We start from the raw sequence: 20426 nt of genomic DNA on the forward strand, positions 1-20426 counted from the left end.
TGGAGTGTAGTGACTGCGCTGGCTATCGGATAGGATTGATCGACCAATTGCCAGGTAGTTTCTTCTATCTATAGTAGCCTCCCTGCATGGATGCACATTGCCATCATTTGCTTGGGTGAACTATAGCGTCTTGTCGGGTGCCAGAATATAGGCGCCAGGGTCCGGACAGGCAGAATGCCCTCATGGACCGGTAAACGGGGGCGAAGTCATTGATTTAAATAAATTTATCCTTGGGGGTTGACGACCTTTCAATCCATCCATAGAATGCGCGCCACTTACAGCGTAAAGCACACAGCGAAACGCGGTAGGGAGTGAATGTTGTACGTGTGTCCCCTTCGTCTAGTGGCCTAGGACACCGCCCTTTCACGGCGGTAACAGGGGTTCGAGTCCCCTAGGGGACGCCATATGCGGGAATAGCTCAGTTGGTAGAGCACGACCTTGCCAAGGTCGGGGTCGCGAGTTCGAGTCTCGTTTCCCGCTCCAATTTACAAGCAGTGTGGCTTTCGGGCGGCGCTGAGTGAAACCAGGACCCGGTCTTCGGACCAGGCCTCTGGGCACTGAAGTACACACCATGTATTTCAGTAGCGTGTCCCCTTCGTCTAGTGGCCTAGGACACCGCCCTTTCACGGCGGTAACAGGGGTTCGAGTCCCCTAGGGGACGCCATTTGCGGGAATAGCTCAGTTGGTAGAGCACGACCTTGCCAAGGTCGGGGTCGCGAGTTCGAGTCTCGTTTCCCGCTCCATATTTAACGAAAACGCCGATCAGAGATGATCGGCGTTTTTGTGTGTGCGCGTTACCAATATTTGCCCCTGCCAGTGCGGGGCATGCTTCGCGTAACCCCGAAAAACAGCGCCTCGGCCAGCCGCGACCCGATCACGCTGCGATGCACCTGCAACAGATTCTGCGCCGGTTGCCCTTCGGTTGAGACAAAGCCCACATAACGTTGGTCGGTTCGTTTCAGGTGCCCGGCGGTGAATTCCGCGAGGGGCGCCTGTTTCGTGCGGTAGTGAAAGTGCGCGTAGGCCAGCGGTGTGCGGTCGTTGTCGCGGATCAGGTATTCCTGCAGGTAGTCGCCATCGCGGCGCAGTTTGACCCGGCCTTCGATCTTTACGATTTCGATTTCGCCTTGCTCCTTGAGGTACTGAATTCGCGAAGCTTGCGGCGGGTTTCGCTTGATGATTTCAATGCGCAGAAGGCGGCCTTCTTTCGTCAAGGCGGTTGCCGTGGTTTCCAGGTCATTGAGCTGGCTCGCTTCCCGGGCGCTGGCGGGTTTTGCGCGTTGAACAATGGCTTGGCGCAGCTTGCCGGCCTTCTCGCGTGCGTTTGCGGCAATCCGGGTCAATTCTTCTTCGACCGTAATGGGCGAATTGGAGGTCTGGGCTATCCTGTGGGCCTCGATGATTGCGTGCTCAGCGCGTTCCAGCAGGATGTCGGCATCGTCCATCAGGCTTTTTACACTGCGCGCAGGTGGATGGGGACGGGGCGCTTGCGCGCGAATTTCTTCCCATACTCCGGCCTCTTCGCTGGCTTTGAAGGTTCCCAGGCGCTGATGGTCAATGGGCTCTTCGACGTCGACGATGTCTGCGTCCTGCTCCGGTGTGCGCTCGCGTACCTGTCCCCTGAACACGTGTTTGTTACGGGTCACGATCAAGCGCTGCCGCGAGCCTGAAGGGCGCCGGGTGGGCGCCTTGGCAACGGGTTCCCGGGCTTGCTCTTTGAGCAGTTGTGCCTGTGCCTGTTCGGCTTCCTCGCGCACATCGGTGATCAAACGCTCCAACTGCTCGAAAACGTTGAGGTCGAACAGGTCGGAGGACGGCGCGCCGACAAAGTCGAGACGGTCCTGGATGGCGGTGTATTGATTGATCACTTCCCCCAGCAGTTCGATACGCTCGTCGCGTGGCAGCTCGTCGGCCGCCGACAGATTGTCGTGCGTCACGACTTCGCGGATCAACAAGTCCAGCGTCTTTGAGAGAGGGCCGTAGTTTTCGTACTCGGCGCCGATCGGAGGCCGCTTGAGCATCAGGATCTGATAGTTTTCGATCAGCTTGATGCGCCAATTCATCGGCGTTCCGATGACTTTTGCCATTTCATCCGGCAGATGGGCGGCGGGGTCGTAGCTGGGAACCGACGACAACTCATGCAGGCGCGCCTGTTCCTTGAGGCTCAGTTCAAGCAGTTGCCGGTTGAACCGGGCTGCGGTGTTCGTCTGCTCGAAGATGGCCTGGTGAGCCTGCAGGGCGACGGCATCGTCAGTGGACTCCAGACTGCTTACCCAGCCTTCGAACACCTCCTTGGGGGCCCTGGCGGCATTGCGCGCGATGACTTGCAGGGCGATTTGCTGGCGCAGGTTACTCACCATGTCATCCAGTTGTTTGATCAGTTCGGTGTTGAATTGGTGGATCGGCTGGTTTTCATGTTTACGCTTGAGCGCCTCCAATAACTTGACCTGGCAGCGCTCCTGCTCCTGCTGTGTCTGTTTGTAACGTTCGAAACTGTAGTCGAAGCGTGGATGCTCGGGGTTATCGCGGATCGCGCTGTAAACCTTGAAAGCGGTCTCCAGGCTTAGTTCAGCGCTGACCAGTTCGGTGCGGGCATGTTTGTAGTCTTCTTCCAGCATCTGATTGCGGCGCCGAATTTCGTCGAGACGGGGCAACTGCCTGCTTCGAGGCATGCCACCGATCAGGCGCAGCCGCAAATCAAATGACCAGACCCCATTGCCATCGCTTTTGACCCAGGGTCCCAGGCGCGTGTGTTGATGAATATCGATGACGCGAAAGCCACCCTCCACCGCCGTGACCGGGTACAACTCCCCATTGATATACGCATGCAGGTAGTACCGCTGCTCGCGGGTAAACACCCGGTATAAACCTTTGGTCGGGCCTTTGGTTTCGATATAACTGGGGTGCACCGGGTTGCGTTGAAACGGCATCGCGTTTTCCGGACGCCAGCGAAAGGTTGCCAGGTTTTCGCGCTGGGACTTCGATAAGGTGGTCGTGGCACTGGACCAGGAGGGCGTGTACATAGGGCTGATTTCCTTAGGCGGCACCGAGCGCATCAGCGTGCTGCCCTCCAGCTGAATCGTCCTGAGCGCCGGTACCGCCCCGGCCTCTGCCGACAGACTGTGCGGCTTGGTCTGCGCAATGCCCAGGCGTTCGTTCAAGGTGGCGACGTGGTGCAGCAACAGGCCGGCCAGTGACGAAATAAACTCCGCGCTGGCGGCGGCCGCATCCTGTGATTGGCCCGACACCTGCGCCTGGGTGCTGCGCATCAGTTGGACCAGCCACCCGGTGGTCGCCAGTGGCCCTCGCAGCAGCGGCAGCACGGCATTGAACACCGTCCAGAGGTCGTTGCGAAACGCGGCCCAGCGTTGCGCCTGGGTGGCAATTGCTTGTTGCCTGGCCGTGGCCACCAGTGCCTTGGCATTTTCCGTGAACACGTGCTGCAGAAAGTCCCCGGCGACCTGTTCGTCACTGAGTAGCGCCGGTGATGAAGTGGTGCGCGGGCTGTATTCATCGCCCGGCAGTTGCCGCTGGGTATGGGGGCTGAGAAAACCGCCGTTGCCAAACAGGGCGCGTGACGCTTCATCGAGGCTGTCCAGTACGGCGGTGTTCAACGGCGCGCCGGTTTGCGCGATGGCGTCCAGCACGCCTTGTCTGGAGGCGAACGCTTGAAGGATCTGCGGCCCGCCGGGACGATAGAGCAGGTGGGGAGAGTTGGCCGCATTGGCCGAACCGATCAGGAACATATTGGCGGCTACGTGCGCGCGGGCACCGGCGTGCAACAGAAAGGCCAGTGGCCGGGCGACGATGGGGAGGCGTTCGCTGGCCAGTTCCTTGGCCATCTCCGGGTACAGCAGCGCACGCAGGGTTTTGAATCCCTCCCAGGTGAATCCGGCACGCCCGCGCAGCAGGTGTTCCAAGGCCAGCAATGGCAGTTGCGCACGGGCATGGTCATGGAACAGCCGTTGCCGGCGGCGCACGTCAGCGCTGTCACCGGTAAGGGTTTGCTCAAGAAAAACCGGGTAGTGTCGGCCGATATCGACCTGTTCGATCAAGGTCTTGAGGTAATCCGTGGTAAGCCACCAATCCGGAATATAGCCGGGTTCCTTGAGGTTCTTGATCTCGGCGCGGGCGTACGACGACGTAAACGGATTGTCCAGCGCCCACTCCGTCAGGCTGCGTTCGCTCGTTTGCGTCCAGCCGACGGTTCCGCCCTGGGTGCGGGTGATTGCAACCGCGTAATCGTCCGGATTGATTGCCACTTCCTGGGGGTAATCCAGCGCCATCTGTTTTTGCAGGGCCTTGCGGGTATAGACGTTGATCGTGTCCACACCTTCGAGGTAATCGGCGCCCGCTGAGGCGCGCTCCACCTCGGCCAATTTATCCAGCCACTGGCTGTAGAGCCGGCGTAATTGTGGCCTGGCGCCCTGCAACCAGGCCGGCAAGCGGGACTCGTCAAGCTCGGCATGGGGCGAGTCAGGCGGTGAAAACCAGGCATCGGGCGCGGTCAGGGTATTGAACAGTTGTTTGTAATAGTCCACCGAAGGGAAGGTCGACCAACTGATTTGCGCCAAGTCGTGCAATTGCTTTTCCAGCAACGTTTGGGCCAGTCGGTCGAACACATCGCCGTCCGGCTCCAACAGCGCCCAGCGTATGGCCTCGCCGGAGCGGTGATCGCTCATATAGCGCGGCAGCAACGGGGCCACGTTGTTCAGCGAATCGAGGCTGAGCAAACTCCCGCCCGGGCTATAGAGGTAGCAGGCATCGCGGCCCTGCCAGCGGCGTTTGAGCAGTAACAGGGTCAGCCATTCTCCCGGTCCCGGACCGCTGACGGCGTGTACCAGGAACACGGGGTACTGGTCGCGTCCGGCAGCGGTGTCACGTTCTTCCCGCGTGGGATACAGGTCGCCGAGCACACGCCGCGAGTGTTCGACGCTGAGGGGCGGCACTTGTGGCGCTTTTTTCAGGCACAGGTTCAGGTGCTTGGACACGATGCGCCAGCGACTGCTCAAGGGGTCGACCAATGTGGCCGGTTCACTCCAATAATCGGCCAGGCGCTGTTGAAAATGCGCGACCAACAATGGGCCGCTCTGGTTGATCAATTGCGCCAGGTCATTGATCGTCATCGCGCTGCTCAGCGCCTTGGGAATTGTGCCGCTGACATTGAGGACAACGTGACGGTCGGGCGCGTAGTGGAGCGCTTCGCTCCGCATGACGCGTTCAATCAGCGCATTCGCCGCCGAGCGGATCTGTGTATAGCCGCCGCTGCTGTCTTTGATGGGTTGCCCAATGGCCAGGTTGGCGGCGCGCAACGCCTGGGGGGCGAAGCGTTCGTTCAAGCCCTGCTGAAGCAGGGCATTGGCGACATCTTCCAGGCGGGGTCTGTCAGCGAATACTGTTTGCAGATAAGCCTGCGACAGGACGCGTTGATCGGCGGGCGCGGGTTGGGCGTTCATGGTGGGTCTTCTCGGGCAAAGACCGCAACCTAGAGCAACGAACGCCCGTCCCGGCGGTAAACAATAACCTCCACTAATCAGAGCTTCGGCAACTGTCCGATACGGCCCATCATCTCGGTGACGATCTGCAGGTCCAACAGGAACTGGTCGACGGTCTTGAATTCGTTGTCGGTGTGCCCGGTGTACTTCACTTCCGGACGCGCCAGGCCGAATTGCACGCCGTTGGGCAATTCGTGCACCGACGTTGCGCCGGCCGAGGTGCCGAACTTATGTTCCATGCCCAGGTTCTCCGTGGCCACCGCCAGCAGCGCCTTCACCCACTCGCCTTCCGGGTTGCGGTACATCGGTTCGGCGATGGAGTAGGTAAAGTTCACGTCGACCCGAGTCTGCTTGTCCCAGGCGCTGAGTTTGTCGGCGATCTGGGCCTTGAGGGTTTCCGGCGACTTGCCCTTGGGCACACGCAGGTTTACCGCCAGCTTGAAGGCCTTGTCATCCTGGCCGACAAAGGTCAACGAAGTGGTCAGCGGGCCCATAAAGTCGTCGGCGAAGCCCACGCCCAATTTGCCGCCCAGGTAGTCCAGGCCCCAGTTGTCGGCGGCGTAACGCGCGGCGTCAGTGATGTGGTTGTGCTTGAGGGCGATCTTGCCGTCGACGCTGTGAATCAGCTCCAGCATGCGCGCCACCGGGTTGATGCCCGACTCCGGTTCGGAGGAGTGCGCCGACACGCCGGTGACGGTCAGTTTGACGTCCTTGTCGTCGACCTTTGCCACGACGGTGAAGTCACCGCCGTTGCGCTTGGCGTATTCGTCGCCGGCCTTTTGCAGGCTGGCCGCCAGTTCGGCCGGTTTATCGCTGACGAAAGTGGCCACCGACGCCGATGGAATCTGGTTGGTGGCCATGCCGCCGGTCATCGCGACGATTTCCGCGCCTTTGCCTTCACCCTTGCGGCGCGGGAAAGTGGCCATCACCGTACCGTAGCCTTTCTCGGCAATCACCACCGGGTAGCCGCCGTCCAGCGCCAGGTTGTACTGCGGCGTCGGGTTGCGTTCGAAGTAATAGGGGATCGCGTCGCCGGAGGTTTCCTCGGTGGTGTCGATCAGCAACTTGAAGTTACGCGCCAGCGGCAGTTTTTCGTCCTTGATCACCTTCATCGCGTACATCGCCACCACGATGCCGTTTTTGTCATCCTCGGTGCCGCGACCGTACATGCGGTCACCGATCAGCGTGACCTTGAACGGGTCGAGTTTGGTGCCGTCCTTCAATACCCAATTTTCCGGCGTCACCGGCACCACGTCGGCGTGGGCATGAATGCCGACCACCTCGTCGCCGCGGCCTGGCAGGGAGATTTCGTAGACGCGGTTGTCGATATTGCGAAAGTTCAGGTCGAAGGCCTTCGCCAGCACCTCGATCTTGCCGGCGATCTTGATGAATTCAGGGTTTTTATACTGCGGCACACCGTCCACGTTGAAGGTCGGGATTTCCACCAGCTCGCGCAAAGTCTCGAGGGCGGCTTTGCCGTATTTCACCCGCGTATAAATGCCCAGCAGGCGGTGGATTTCGTTCTGCTGTTCGGCGTCCAGGGTTTTGTTGTCGAGAAAGGCGTTGATCGCCGGGACTGCGCCAGTGGTTTTGCCCAGCTCGCCTTTCGCCAACGTGCCGAGGAAACCGCGGAAATCTGTGACGGATGTTTCATTGAACTGCTTGAGAATCGCCGTACTTTGCTCTGGAGTGATGTTGGCGAACGCGGGCGTTGTCATGATCGAGAGGCTGGCCGCGAACAGGGTGGCCGCCGCCAATTGCTTGAGTGGAAAGTGCATCGCTGGAGGCATTCCTTTGCAAGATGAAGTGGGAGATTTCTGATCGATATGTCAGAAATATTTCCACACATTACCATTACTCAGGTGGCCATGGTCAAGGCTGGCCAGGGTGTGGCACTGCGTACTCATCGGTCAGGTTAAGGGCTTTGGCGTAGGGTCCGTCCCATAACTGTTCATGCAACTCTCCTACACGCTTGGCCATCGCTTCACTGCGCATCACCACCTCCAGGTTGCGCGAATTATCCAGGTAGCCACCCAGCCAATTGCTGGTGCCTACCCACGCCACTTGCCCATCGACTTCCATCGTCTTGCTGTGGATCACCCGTGCATACGGGATAAAACCTTGCCTGGCCTGGGGCAGGGTGACGATTTTGATCTGCACGTTGGGCAACACTGCCAGGCTTTTCAGGTAGGGCAGTTCAAGCGCGTCGGTGTTCCAGTTGGACACCATCAACTTGATTGACACACCACGCGCCGCAGCGGCGCGCACCGCGTTGTCGATCACCGCGTAATAGGGCCGGGTGTTGTCCGGTCCATAGGACAGCGGTGCGTAGTCGAGCAGTTGCACGCGGACTTCGTGTTTGGCGTCGTTGAGCAGGCGCGGCAATTCCTGCTGTGAATCACCGACACCCGGCGGGTTGTAACGTTGCGGGCTGGCGACCAGGTAGTTGCCGGTGCGTGCGGGGGCCTGGCCTTTGGCGGGCAGGGGCACGGGTTTGTTGGCGCCAAGCGCCGCCTGGGCTTGCCAGTCCTGATTGAAGATCGCCTGCACCTGGCTCACCACCGTTGGGTCGCTGATGCGCAAGCCGGTCTCGTGGATGTGTTCGAGGGAACGCCAGTCGAAATTCTGGCTGCCGATAAACGCCTGCTTGCCATCCACCACCATGTATTTGGCATGGATAATCCCGCCGCTTACGCGCGCATAGGGCAGTACGCGAAAGGTCAGGTTGGGAATCGCGCGCAAGCGCTCAAGTGTGGCCGGCTCCGACAGTTTCAGGCCTTTTTCTTCGAGCAGAAAACGAATCTTCACACCGCGTTTACCCGCCGCCGCAAGGTGCTCGAGGACAGCGTCCATGCGCGATCCCGGATGGTCGACCGCATAGAACTGGCCGATATCGATCGTGCTTTCGGCCGCATCGAACAACTCGATCCATACCGGACCCGGCTGGCGCAAATCGTCGGTGCCCAGCGCGCTATCCACCGGTACGGTATGCACCAGTTCAAACCCCGGGATTGAAAAATCCGCCTGGACCAGCGGACTCATGAGCAAGCCTGCCAGGCCTGCGATGCACACTTTCAACGAGACGGACATAGCTTCCCTTCATTGCAGAAGTGGCGGGCGCCCTGTGCGCCCGCCAAACGGTCACGCGGTGCGGGTGTGCAACGGCGTCGGCACCCGTTGCGGTACTTCGCTTTGCTCACGGGCACCGCTGGCGGCGCGAATCAGCAGGATCTTCAACTGGTCGTTGATACGCTCCAGGCTGTCCTGGAAGAAGTTATGGAACACTACGCAAAAGAGCGCAATAGGCCAGGCCCTCGGCGTCCTGGCTCGTGCTAAAGGTTTAACTGAACTGGCCAACGAAACAGGCATTTTCCGACGGCCACTGCTTATATCGATGTGAATGGTTATAAGAAGCGGGAAGAACAGATAGCAAACTGCCTTGTACGAAAAGTGTCATAAATAAAATGCTTTGTGTTTAATAAGGAAATCCAACAGGTTGTTGGATTTAAAAGCCAATGATTGAAAGCATGAAATTTTATTCATGTTGGTGGCTGTGAATAGCTGAGTTGCGATGCTTGATGTTGTCGCGATCAATCGAGTACATTTACTTGATTTTTCAGCATCAATGCTGCCAGCAGGAGACACTCTATGCTCATTGTTAAGGCTGAAGCGTTATTGATAGAAGTTCCATGTAAAAATTTTTATCAAACCACAGGCAATATAACCACCCAAGGCGCGCGTGTAGTCTTTAAATCGAGGACAGATACAGTTAAAGGTGGGTCCCAACTGTGCCTATGATATTTCAATCGCTATTCAGTTTATGCAACGTATATGAGTGGTTGACAGGCGTTGGTCTGGTTGTGCTCGGAATAATTACGGGGTTCATCGGGACCAACACCGGTGGGAGTGTGTTTTTAACCGTTCCGGTGATGATCTGGTTGGGAATTCCGCCTCAGTCGTCGATCGCCACAGCGCGCTTGGCATCGGTAGGCACTATGGTCGCCGGACTGCGACATTTCCATAATCAGGGAAAGGTCGATTATATGCTGGCCTTTCCAGCTGCGGCACTGGGGTTGGTTGGGGCTTTGGGAGGAGCGAGCCTTCTTCTTCAAATAGATCCTGCTCTGCTGCACAAAATAATTGGCGGACTGACATTGCTGCTCGTCGCACTGTCCCTCATAAAAAAACCTCGTAGCGACGAAGCACCTCCGTCGGGGATCAGGCGTTTGTTTGGCTATATGCTCTTTATTCCAGTAGGAATGATCGGTGGGTTATTGGGTGGGCAAGCCAAACTGTCGACGTATTTATTCATTATTTTTTTCAGGAAAACCATCAGCGAGTCAGTGGGTACCCGTAAAGTCGGCGGACTGGTGCTCTCCGTGGGCTCATTAATAGTATTCGGCGTCAGCGGGATCATTAACTGGCAGTATGGATGTTGCCTGATTATTGGCACGCTAATAGGCGCAAACGCCGGCGCGAAGTTTGCGTTAAAGAAAGGCGACCAGTGGGTGGAGTCAGCTTTCAATATCGTTGTGGTCATGCTGGCATTGAGGATGCTCTTTTGGTGAGCAGAAAACACTCATCTTATACAGACAACTTACCAGTCGTTTTTTCAGGTGTCACAGAACTGCAACTCGGAGGGGGCATTCTCGAAAACTTTACATCGAGGGCCCCCGGGAATGAGTAGCGAATTGCCATGTTTGTCCACCCTGCCAAAGAACTGGGCGTTGCGCTCATGAGCGGCGGCATCGACCACAGCCGTCGACGCGTACTCGCCGGGCTGGCCGTTGCCACCACCTTTTCGCTGCTCAGTCCCTTCGCCCGCAGCGCCGGGGTGGATTATCCGTTTACCCTTGGTGTGGCCTCGGGCGATCCGTTGCCGGATGGCTTTGTGATCTGGACGCGCCTGGCGCCGTTGTTCAATGCCGCTGACGGTCGCGGCGGCTTGCGTCGCGCGGTGCCGGTGCGTTGGCGGGTGGCCACTGATGCGGCGATGACGCGGGTGGTACGCCACGGCGAGGTCACGGCCAGCGAGCGGTTTGCGCATTCGGTGCATGTGGAGGTCGCCGGGTTGGAGGCGGGCCGGCCGTACTGGTATCAGTTCGAGGGGCTTGGCGCCCAGAGCCCGGTGGGGCAGTCACGCACGGCACCCGCCGCGCACGCCATGGCATCCGCGCGCCTGGGTTTTGTTTCCTGTTCCCACTGGGAGCGCGGTTATTTCAGCGCCTATCGTCATCTCGCCGCTGAACGACCCGACCTGGTGTTTTTCCTGGGCGACTATATCTACGACAACTCTTTTGCCGCCGACTCCGGGAAGGTCGTGCGTGCCCACGGCGCCGGCAATGCGGTGAGCCTGAGTGATTACCGCAACCGCTACGCGCTGTACAAGACCGATCCCGACTTGCAAGCCTTGCACGCCGCCGCGCCTTGCGTCGCAACCTGGGACGATCACGAGGTACAGAACGACTATGCCAACCGCTGGTCCCAGGACCCGAAGATCGCGGTGGCGCAATTTCTTCAGCAACGCACAGCGGCCTACCAAGCCTATTACGAGCATATGCCACTGCGTGCCAGCAGCTTGCCGAGAGGCCCGGATATGCGCATCTACCGGCGTCTGGACTACGGCCGGCTTGCACGATTGCATGTGCTCGACGGTCGCCAATACCGTTCCGAGCAACCCTGCGTCCTGCCCAATGGCAGCCATCAAGGACATATCGCCACCAATCCGTGCAGCGACTTGCGCGACCCCGCTCGCACCATGCTCGGTTGGCAGCAGGAGGCCTGGCTGGACCAGGGTTTTGCCCAGTCGAAGGCGCAGTGGAACCTGATCGCCCAGGACCTGCTGGTCGCCCCGCTGGCGCAGCGTGACCTGACCAACCACAAACCGGGACGCTGGACCGATGGCTGGGATGGCTACATGGCCAACCGCACGCGCATGCTCGCGTCGATCGAGCGCAATCGCGTGAAGAACCCGGTGTTCTGGGCGGGCGATATCCATTCGTTCTGGGTGACGGACCTGCACGCCGAGGCTGACAAACCGGACTCGCCGGTGGTCGCCACCGAGTTCGTCGGCAGCTCGGTGACGTCCGACGGGCCGTCCTATGAGGCGTTCAACAAGATCCTGCCGCTCAACCCGCATGTGAAGTTTTTTGACAGCCGCCAGCGCGGATATATGTCGGTGGAGTTGAAAGAGCAGCAGATGCTCACGCACTTTCGGGTGATCAGCGACCCGCGTGATCCGGCGGCCGGGGTGTCGACGTTGAAGTCGTTTGTGGTGGAGTCGGGGCGGGCGGGGGCGGTTGCGGTTTGATACCTGTGGGTGAGCAAGCGGTGATTCAGTCGAGACTGTAACGCACCGACAGCGCGCCCTTTTTCTCCGACAGGGCCAGGATGGTCACCCGGCCCAACTCGCCCAGCGTCTGCACATGGGTGCCGCCGCAGGCATACGCGGGCAAGTCACCGAAGCCCACTTCGCGGCTGCCGTCTTCCAGGGTCATGTGGCGTGGGCAGTCAGCGGCGATCCACTGGTTGATCTGCTGCTGAATCGCCTCGGCGTCCATCGCTTGAGCGGTTTCGCCGCGGATAAAGGTGATCTTGCCTTCGCCCGGCCAGTGGTGCGCCTTGATCGGCATCCAGCCCAGGATTTCGCCGACATTGCCGATCAGGTGCCCGGCCGAATGCAGGCGAGTGTGCAGGGCGCGGCGCTGGGCATCGACCCGTGCGCTGATCGGTCCCGGTTGCACGGGCCTGTCGAGGTAATGCACCACGCGATCAGCCTCCTGGATGACGCGCAGCACGTTGCTATCGCCGAGTGTGCCGGTGTCGAACGGCTGGCCGCCGCCCTGGGGGTGAAAAATCGTCGATTGCAGGACCACTGCAAACTGGCCCTCGTGAGGCGTGCAGCTGAGCACTTCAAGTTCGGCGGTCAGGTGGTCGTGGGTGAAAAACAGGCGCTCGGTCATTCTTTACCTCCGCATCAGGGTTTTGCGGGCAGTATAAATAGTGCTTGGATGGGTGATAATCCGCTCAATTATCAATGGACCTGTGCATCATGAGCATCAATCTTCCCTTGCCGCTGCTGGGTGAAATGGCGATTTTCGTCAAGGTGGTGGAAGCCGGCAGCTTCTCCGAAGCGGCACGGCAACTGAGCGTTTCGCCGTCGGCGGTGAGCCGCAGTATTTCGCGCTTGGAAAAGGCCCTGGCCACCCGCTTGCTGCAGCGCACCACGCGCAAATTGCGCCTGAGTGAGGGCGGTGAAGAGGTGTTCAAGCGCTGTCAGGAGATGGTCAACGCAGCACGTTCGGTGATGGAGGTCGGCGGCCAGTTCACCCACGAAGCCGAGGGCCTGGTGCGGGTCAGCGTGCCCAAGGCGGTCGGGCGGTTTGTGGTGCATCCGCATATGCCGGAATTTCTGCGGCGTTACCCCAAGGTGGACGTGCAACTGATCCTTGAGGACCGGCAGGTAGACCTGATCGATGACAACGTCGACCTGAGCATCCGCATCACCGACAGCCCGCCGCCTGGGCTGGTGGGTCGTCAGTTACTGCCGATCGAACATTTGCTGTGTGCGACGCCGCAATACCTGGCCGAACACGGCACGCCCGCGCACCCCCACGATTTGCTGGAGCACAGCTGCATCTACCTCGGCGAAACCCCGGGAGACTCACGCTGGAAATTTCGTCAGGCCGGCAAAACGGTGACGGTCGGCGTGCGCGGGCGTTATGCGGCGAATCACACCGGTGTGCGGCTGGACGCAGTGTTGCAGCACGTGGGAATTGCCAGCTTGCCGTACTTTACCGCGCGCCATGCCCTGGAGGAGGGGCGGTTGGTGCAGGTGTTGCCGCAATGGGATTTTATTGCGTCGTACCATGGTGAGGCGTGGTTGTTGCATTCGCCCACACGCTACCTGCCGCCGAAGTTGCGGGTGTTTATTGATTATCTGGTGGCGTGCATGGCGAAGGAGCCGACATTGCGTGTGGTGAGCGGGCTTGTCGAATCGTCGCACCGCCCGCGCTGGGCTGCGAAGCGGTCCTAAAACAAGTTACCGAGACCTGATTGGAGGAACAAGGTTTTTGCAATGGGCTGCTACGCAGCCCAGCGCGGGCATAGGTATCTACACGACTGCCTGATCTTGCGCTGTTGCTGTTGCTCTGGCTTTTGATCTTGATCTCAGGCGCCCCGTCAAACACGCTGGCCGAACGCAGGCTTGAATCCGTGGGTAACCCGGCAGGACGCCGGGTTAGCCGCCCTGCGCCATGGATGGCGCATGGCGGCGGCCCACGGATTCAAGCCTGTGTTCGGGCACACCGAGCCTAGGCGAGGTGCCGAGTGTTGGGGCAAGAGCCCTTTTGGTTACTTTTGGCTGGGCCGGCATTCCGGGCTCTTTTCCAAATCGGCATAGGAGGCGGCCATCTGGCCGCGCCCCTGCCACACCACCCGGCATGCGGGTCCGCACCGGGCGGTTCGAGAAGTTGAGGTCAGCAGAGTCGAGGTAGACCCAACCGGTCGAACCACGCCACCGTCAGCACTCCATGGATCAGACCGACACTGTTGTGCCAGAACCTGTGGCTGTTGCTGGCTATTGCCGCGGCCACGTCAGGGTTCGCTCCAAGTTTGCGCAGTTCACGGTACGTCCTCCTTCCGGTTTTCCATTGCTTGAGCTGAAGGGCCCTGAGTCGTCGGCGTATCCATTCATCGAACCGGTGCCACAGGCGCGGGGTTTGCGATAGACCGAAGTACGCTTTCCAACCCAGTAGGTACAGTCTCAGACCTTCCACCACTTGCGACAGGCTTCGGCCTCCATTACGAGACGTCAGCTGTCGGATGCGGCCTTTGAACGTCTGTAGCGCTTTGCTTGCCACCCAACGTTTGACTTCGCCTTGAGCTGACAGCCAAAAGCCGTAACCCAGAAACTTGCGGCCAAACGCACTGGCAATCGCGCTCTTGCTCTCGTTCACTTGCAGCCTAAGTCGATCATAAAGGCGACGGAGCACTGCCATCACCCGCTGACCCGCCTTGAGGCTGCGCACGTAAACGTTCGCATCGTCCGCGTACCTGACGAAGCAATGGCCTCGTCGCTCCAGCTCTTTGTCCACCTCATCCAGCAACACATTGGCCAGCAAGGGTGAAAGTGGGCCGCCTTGCGGCGTCCCTCGTTCACTGGCGACCACTACGCCGTCGATCAACGTCCCGCTGTTCAGATAGGCCCGGACCAGACGCAGAACGCCTCGGTCGGTTACCTGCCTGCTCAGTCGAGCGATCAACAGGTCATGATCAACGCGATCGAAGAACTGTTCCAGATCGACGTCCACCACAATGTCCCGCCCCGAGTGAATGTATTGCTGCGCCGCCAGTACCGCTTGGTGAGCGCTGCGACCGGGACGAAAACCATAGCTATGATCACTGAATCCCGGGTCCAACAGAGGCTGTAAAACCTGCAACAGCGCCTGTTGGATCAGTCTGTCCGTCACCGTGGGAATGCCCAGCTTGCGCTCGCCACCTTCCGGTTTGGGGATCAGAACTCTACGCACCGGGCTTGGCCGGTACGTCCCCGCCAGCAACTGCGTCCGTATCACGGACCAGGCCGTTTTCAGATGCTCGACCGTCTCATCGATCCCAAGACCGTCAACGCCCGCAGCACCTTTATTGGACCGGACTCGCTTGAGCGCCAGTTGCAGGTTTTCTCTGGTCAGGGCTTCTTGCAGAAGCCCTGACCCCGTGCCGTTCAGGTCATGGCGCGGACAACCCGCTTCATCGCTGGACGCTTCGCGTCGGGTTTCACCCGGCGCAGCTGCGTCCCGCCCCGGTTTCCCGGGCATCTGATGCAAGGCCTGTTGTATCGCCATGGTGAACCTCACTTCTTCTCGTTCGGCCCTTCGCCGCAACGCAGCTACTACGGCCTCTGCTGACTTCTCGCTCCGCCTTTCGTCGTCGCCCTTTCAGGCATGAGGCGAGATCTCCCCAGGTAAGAACGCCATCCTTCACCGCACAACCGCTGCATTTACGTCGCCGGCACTTTGGCCACAAGAGCTTCGCAGTCACTTGGCTGCTCGCCCTGACCGGTGACGCCTCAGATGCAGTTTGTGTACCTCGGCTCGCGGTTTATGCTCCACGCTTCCTTCCCACACTCGGTCGCCCTCATGCAGTTGCGCTTCGCTTCATTCGCTGTGGCCAGCTCAAGAGAGGACTTTCACCTCTAGGATGGCGCCCATGCTGGGCGCACAAGTGACACGCCGTAAGGGCGTAACCCTAAGTGGCCGTTACCGCAGGAATGGATATGTACTCGGTCAGATCCAACATCCTGGTCGGCTGTCAGGCCGCCATCGGGAGCAAGCCCCCACATTTGGGATCGAGGGCATCAGTTAGAGACTCGTCGGCTATCAGGCCGTCACGGGAGCAAGCTCCCTCGCCACAGGTTCATACCTATGCAGCGCGGGGCAAGCCCGCTCACCTCAAGACGGGTGAGTCAGTGCTTGCTCTGATCCTGAGGCATGGCCAGCAGCTGCTTTTCCTGGTTCCAGTCGAACGGTTCGTCGTTCAATTCGGCTTCATGGCGACGCTCTTCCAGGGCCTGGTACAGGTCCAGTTCTTCGTCGGGCATGAAGTGCAGGCAATCGCCGCCAAAGAACCACAGCAGGTCGCGCGGCACCAGGTGGGCAATTTGCGGGTAGCGCAGGATGACCTGGCTCATCAGGTCCTGGCCCAGGTACTGGCTCTCGATCGGGTCGATCGGCAGCAGGGCGCGCAATTCGTCAAAGCGCTCCAGGAACAGGGTGTGGCTCTCCTCGGGTACCTGTTCGGCTTCGCCGACGGCAACCAGGATGCTGCGCAGGTGGTCGAGCAAGACGAGATGATCGGCAACGACGTTGGACACGAGATAAGTCCTCTAAAGCAAAAACGGGCGCGAGAGTATATGCCCCTCGCGCCCGTTTTTATATGACCGCTCGACTCAGCGGACTTTGCCCTGTGCCTGGGTCAGTTCTTCCTTGTTGAAATCATCCACGTCGATCACCTTGCGCCGCGCCGCTTCGGCGTTACGCAGGGTCTGCGCTTCGGCCGGTTGCAGCACGCCAGCGTTCAGGGCGGCGTCGATGGCATGTTCGCCGGCACCTGGTTTGATCTGGCCGCTTTTAAGTGCGGTGTGGAGCTTTTTCTGCAACCCATGGCTGGCGCCGAGCAGGTCGTAGGCGTGTTGCAGGGCGCCGACCGGATCCTCTGCCGATTGCGGGCGGTAGCAGCCGGCGAGCAGTTCTTCCAGGGTCGGATCGCCCTTGGCGCGGCCGATCACGGCGGCTACTTCGGCGTCCAATGCGTCGGACGGCCCGGTATGACGGCGGCCGAACGGGAACACGATCACCCGCAGCAGGCAGCCGAGCACCTTGTTCGGGAAGTTGCTCAGCAATTCATCCAGGGCACGCTCCGATTCGCCGAGGCTTTCTTCCATGGCCCAGGTGAACAGCGGTTCCAGGTGGTCCGGCGAATCCAGGTCGTGGTAACGCTTGAGTGCCGCCGAGGCCAGGTACATATGGCTCAGCACATCGCCCAGGCGTGCCGACAGGCGTTCGCGGCGTTTCAGCTCGCCGCCCAGCAGCATCATGCTCAAGTCGGCGAGCAGGGCGAACGCGGCGGCCTGGCGATTGAGCGCGCGGAAGTAGCCCTGACTCAAGCGGTTGCCCGGCGCTTTCTCGAAGTGCCCGATACCGAGGTTCAGCACGAGGGTGCTGGCGGCGTTGCTCACGGCAAAGCCGATATGTTGCATCAGCAGGCCATCGAACTCCTTCAGGGCCTGGTCGCGGTCTTCACGACCGGCCAGTGCCATTTCCTTGAGTACGAACGGATGGCAGCGGATGGCGCCCTGGCCGAAGATCATCAGGTTGCGCGAGAGGATATTCGCGCCCTCCACGGTGATGAAGATCGGTGCGCCTTGCCAGCTGCGGCCCAAGTAGTTGTTCGGGCCCATGATGATGCCCTTGCCGCCGTGTACGTCCATGGCGTGGCTGATGCACTCGCGGCCACGCTCGGTGAGGTGGTACTTGAGGATGGCCGACAGCACCGAGGGTTTTTCGCCCAGGTCGACGGCATTGGCGGTGAGCATGCGCGCGCTGTCCATCAGCCAGGCGTTGCCGCCGATACGCGCCAGGGCTTCCTGGATACCTTCGAACGCCGACAGCGGCACGTTGAATTGTTCGCGGACCTGGGCATATTGGCCGGTCACCAGGCTGGTGAACTTGGCCGCGCCGGTACCGACCGCCGGCAGGGAAATCGAACGGCCCACCGACAGGCAGTTCATCAGCATCATCCAGCCCTTGCCGAGCATGTCCTGGCCGCCGATGAGGTAGTCCAGGGGGATGAAGACGTCCTTGCCGGAATTGGGGCCGTTCATGAATGCGGCGCCCAGTGGCAGGTGGCGGCGGCCGATTTCCACACCGGGGGTATCGGTGGGAATCAATGCCAGGCTGATGCCCAGGTCTGCCTCGTCACCCAGCAGGTGGTCGGGGTCATACGCTTTGAACGCCAACCCGAGCAAGGTCGCGACCGGGCCGAGGGTAATGTAGCGTTTTTCCCAGTTCAGGCGCAGGCCGAGGGTTTCCTGGCCTTCCCATTCGCCTTTGCAGATCACGCCGGTGTCGGGCATGGCGCCGGCGTCGGAGCCGGCCAGCGGGCCGGTGAGGGCGAAGCAGGGAATATCATCGCCACGCGCCAGGCGCGGCAAGTAGTGGTTGCGTTGTTCTTCGGTGCCGTAGTGCAGCAGCAGTTCGGCCGGCCCCAGTGAGTTGGGCACCATCACGGTGGACGCCAGGTCGCCGCTGCGGGTGGCCAGCTTCATCGCGACCTGGGAGTGGGCGTAGGCAGAGAAGCCCTTGCCGCCGTATTCCTTGGGAATGATCAGGGCGAAGAAACCGTGGGTCTTGATGTGCTCCCAGGCGGCGGGCGGCAGGTCCATGGCCTGGCCGATTTCCCAGTCGCTGACCATGGCACAGAGTTCTTCGGTGGGGCCGTCAATGAAGGCCTGTTCTTCTTCGGTCAGTTGCGCCTTGGGGTAGGCCAGCAATTTGTCCCAGTCGGGGCGACCGCTGAACAGCTCGCCGTCCCACCATACGGTGCCGGCGTCAATGGCGTCGCGCTCGGTTTCGGACATTGGCGGCAGGACTTTCTGAAACCAGCTGAACAGCGGTTTGGTGAAGTATTGGCGACGCAGGTCGGGCAGCAACAGGGGCACCGCGATCACGGCGATCAACACCCAGAAGATCAGCAGCAGCCAACCCGGGGCATGGCTCCAGGCGCCCATCGCCAACAGGTAGACGGCGACCACGCCCAAGGCGGGCAGGGGCGCGGTGCGGCGGTGTGCCAGGTAAGCAACGCCGACCACCAGAACCAGTATCCACAACAACAGCATATTCAATCCTCCGTGAACCAGGGCGAAACCACCAAGGAGCTTAGTCGGCATCCGAGAAAGCGCGGTGATCAGGGTGTAACGAGTTGTACGAGAGGCAACGATCGGCAGGCGCCGACATTTGGCCGAATCGTCGTTATCTCCGGGGCAGGCCGGTCGTTAAACTCCAGGCTTGCTTTGGAGATAAAGCTCATGGAAAGGTATCTGAGTCCCAGCCGCTTCATCGATAGTGACCACCCTGCGGTGGTGGAGTTCGCCGAAAAACATCGCGGAACCAGCGCGTATTTGCGTGACCAGGCAGTCAGTCTCTATGTCGCCGTCCGCGAGGCCGTGCGTTATAACCCCTACACCTTCAGCCGCGATCCAGACACGTTGAACGCCAGCTTCGCCCTGGCCACCGGCGAAAGCTACTGCGTGCCCAAGGCCACCTTGCTCGCTGCCTGCGCCCGCCACTGCGGTATTCCCGCGCGCATCGGGTTGGCGGATGTGCGCAATCATCTGTCGACCCCGCGCCTGCTCGCGCTGCTCAAGAGTGATGTGTTTGCCATGCACGGCTACACCGAGCTGTACCTGAACGGTCGCTGGGTCAAGGCCACGCCTGCGTTCAACAGCCAATTGTGCGAGGTGTTCGACGTGCCGCCGCTGGAGTTCGATGGGGTCAATGACAGCGTATTCCATGCGTTCAACCGCCAGGGCCGGCGTTCGATGGAGTACGTGGTGGACCATGGGCAATTTGCCGACGTGCCAGAGGAATTCTTCTTCGCGCACCTTCAGAAATGTTACCCACACCTGTTTGCCGAAACGATGCCGACCGTGCTGGGAGATCTACAGAGCGATTCAAGCGGCGTGTGAACCGGCGTATGCTGCTGCGTTCATCAAGCCATGTTCATCCACAATAAGGCGCGGTCATGCTGAAGATCTGGGGTCGTAAAAATTCGTCAAACGTCAGGAAAGCACTGTGGTGCGCCGAGGAACTCGGCCTGGACTATGAAGCAATTGATGCGGGCGGAGCTTTCGGTGTGGTCGATACGCCGCAATATCTCGCGATGAACCCCAATGGCCGGGTGCCGGTGATCGAAGACGGTGACTTCGTGTTGTGGGAATCCAACACCATCGTGCGTTACCTGTGCGCCAAGCACGCGTCGGCGTTTTACCCGAGCGACGTGCAAGCCCGGGCCAGCGCCGAAAAGTGGATGGACTGGACCACTTCGACCCTGGCCGAGCCGTTCAAAGCCGTGTTCTGGGGTGTGGTGCGTACCCCGGCCGAACAACAGAACTGGGACAGCATCAATGCCGGGCGCCAGGCCTGTATCGATGCGCTGGCGACCGTGGAGCAGGCCCTGGCCGAGCAGCCTTACCTGTCCGGCAGCGTGTTTGGCATGGGCGATATTCCTTTGGGCTGTTTCATCTATGCCTGGTTTGAAATGCCCATCGAGCGCCCTGCAATGCCCCATCTGGAAGCCTGGTACCAGCGCCTGCAACAACGCCCGGCCTACCGCAAAACGGTGATGACTGCGTTGACTTAATACCTACTATTA

The 20426-nt window shown here is 60.1% G+C and carries 12 protein-coding genes, 4 tRNA genes and 1 pseudogene; 9 read left to right on the plus strand and 8 right to left on the minus strand.

What is annotated here, in order from left to right:
* Window positions 1-328 precede the first annotated feature (328 nt).
* The 4 genes from PSH66_RS09610 to PSH66_RS09625 all read left to right on the plus strand — a co-directional run bounded on the left by PSH66_RS09610 (window position 329) and on the right by PSH66_RS09625 (window position 743).
* Window positions 329-404, plus strand: a tRNA-Glu gene (locus tag PSH66_RS09610).
* 3 nt (window positions 405-407) lie between these two features.
* Window positions 408-483: transfer RNA gene (locus tag PSH66_RS09615), tRNA-Gly, on the plus strand.
* Between the two features lie 105 nt (window positions 484-588).
* A tRNA-Glu gene (locus tag PSH66_RS09620) sits at window positions 589-664 on the plus strand.
* A gap of 3 nt (window positions 665-667) precedes the next feature.
* Window positions 668-743 (plus strand) — tRNA-Gly (locus PSH66_RS09625).
* A gap of 51 nt (window positions 744-794) precedes the next feature.
* Here the strand turns inward: PSH66_RS09625 and PSH66_RS09630 are convergent.
* The 4 genes and pseudogenes from PSH66_RS09630 to PSH66_RS09645 form a co-directional block, all read right to left on the minus strand.
* Entirely contained in the window at window positions 795-5456 is a 4662-nt protein-coding gene (locus PSH66_RS09630) for a dermonecrotic toxin domain-containing protein (protein WP_305428909.1), read from the minus strand.
* 77 nt (window positions 5457-5533) lie between these two features.
* A complete protein-coding gene (locus tag PSH66_RS09635) occupies window positions 5534-7273 on the minus strand; it encodes a dipeptidase (RefSeq protein WP_305428910.1) in 1740 nt (579 codons plus the stop codon).
* Between the two features lie 94 nt (window positions 7274-7367).
* Window positions 7368-8585: a phospholipase D-like domain-containing protein gene (locus PSH66_RS09640; RefSeq protein WP_003172863.1), complete on the minus strand. Its 1218-nt coding sequence runs from the start codon at window positions 8583-8585 to the stop codon at window positions 7368-7370.
* 51 nt (window positions 8586-8636) lie between these two features.
* Window positions 8637-8798, minus strand: a pseudogene (locus tag PSH66_RS09645) (MotA/TolQ/ExbB proton channel family protein); the annotation flags it as partial.
* 605 nt (window positions 8799-9403) lie between these two features.
* On the opposite strand from PSH66_RS09645, the gene PSH66_RS09650 reads away from it, so the two are divergent.
* On the plus strand, window positions 9404-10063 hold the full coding sequence (locus tag PSH66_RS09650) for a sulfite exporter TauE/SafE family protein (protein ID WP_305428913.1): 660 nt from the start codon (window positions 9404-9406) through the stop codon (window positions 10061-10063).
* A 167-nt stretch (window positions 10064-10230) separates the two neighbouring features.
* On the plus strand, window positions 10231-11805 hold the full coding sequence (locus tag PSH66_RS09655) for an alkaline phosphatase (RefSeq protein WP_305429598.1): 1575 nt from the start codon (window positions 10231-10233) through the stop codon (window positions 11803-11805).
* Window positions 11806-11830: 25 nt separating this feature from the next.
* Here the strand turns inward: PSH66_RS09655 and PSH66_RS09660 are convergent, their stop codons facing one another.
* Entirely contained in the window at window positions 11831-12457 is a 627-nt protein-coding gene (locus tag PSH66_RS09660) for an alanyl-tRNA editing protein (RefSeq protein ID WP_141063700.1), read from the minus strand.
* Window positions 12458-12546: 89 nt separating this feature from the next.
* Here PSH66_RS09660 and PSH66_RS09665 point away from each other — a divergent pair, with 89 nt between their 5' ends.
* Window positions 12547-13530 (plus strand): LysR family transcriptional regulator, encoded by a 984-nt coding sequence (locus PSH66_RS09665; RefSeq protein ID WP_305428915.1) that lies wholly within the window; start codon window positions 12547-12549, stop codon window positions 13528-13530.
* Between the two features lie 442 nt (window positions 13531-13972).
* On the opposite strand, the gene ltrA is transcribed toward PSH66_RS09665, so the two are convergent.
* From ltrA to PSH66_RS09680, 3 genes are all read right to left on the minus strand, one after another.
* Window positions 13973-15340, minus strand: coding sequence for a group II intron reverse transcriptase/maturase (ltrA, locus tag PSH66_RS09670; protein WP_305428917.1), 1368 nt, complete (start codon window positions 15338-15340; stop codon window positions 13973-13975).
* Between the two features lie 620 nt (window positions 15341-15960).
* Complete coding sequence (locus PSH66_RS09675) at window positions 15961-16368, minus strand: PA2817 family protein (protein ID WP_003172871.1); 408 nt, start codon at window positions 16366-16368, stop codon at window positions 15961-15963.
* A 75-nt stretch (window positions 16369-16443) separates the two neighbouring features.
* Complete coding sequence (locus tag PSH66_RS09680) at window positions 16444-18891, minus strand: acyl-CoA dehydrogenase (protein WP_305428919.1); 2448 nt, start codon at window positions 18889-18891, stop codon at window positions 16444-16446.
* Window positions 18892-19080: 189 nt separating this feature from the next.
* Between PSH66_RS09680 and PSH66_RS09685 the strand changes: the two genes are divergently transcribed.
* Complete coding sequence (locus PSH66_RS09685; RefSeq protein ID WP_003172874.1) at window positions 19081-19740, plus strand: transglutaminase family protein; 660 nt, start codon at window positions 19081-19083, stop codon at window positions 19738-19740.
* 56 nt (window positions 19741-19796) lie between these two features.
* On the plus strand, window positions 19797-20414 hold the full coding sequence (locus PSH66_RS09690) for a glutathione S-transferase family protein (protein ID WP_003172875.1): 618 nt from the start codon (window positions 19797-19799) through the stop codon (window positions 20412-20414).
* Window positions 20415-20426 lie beyond the last annotated feature (12 nt).

This window comes from Pseudomonas sp. FP597, assembly GCF_030687435.1.
GTDB lineage: Bacteria > Pseudomonadota > Gammaproteobacteria > Pseudomonadales > Pseudomonadaceae > Aquipseudomonas > Aquipseudomonas lactucae.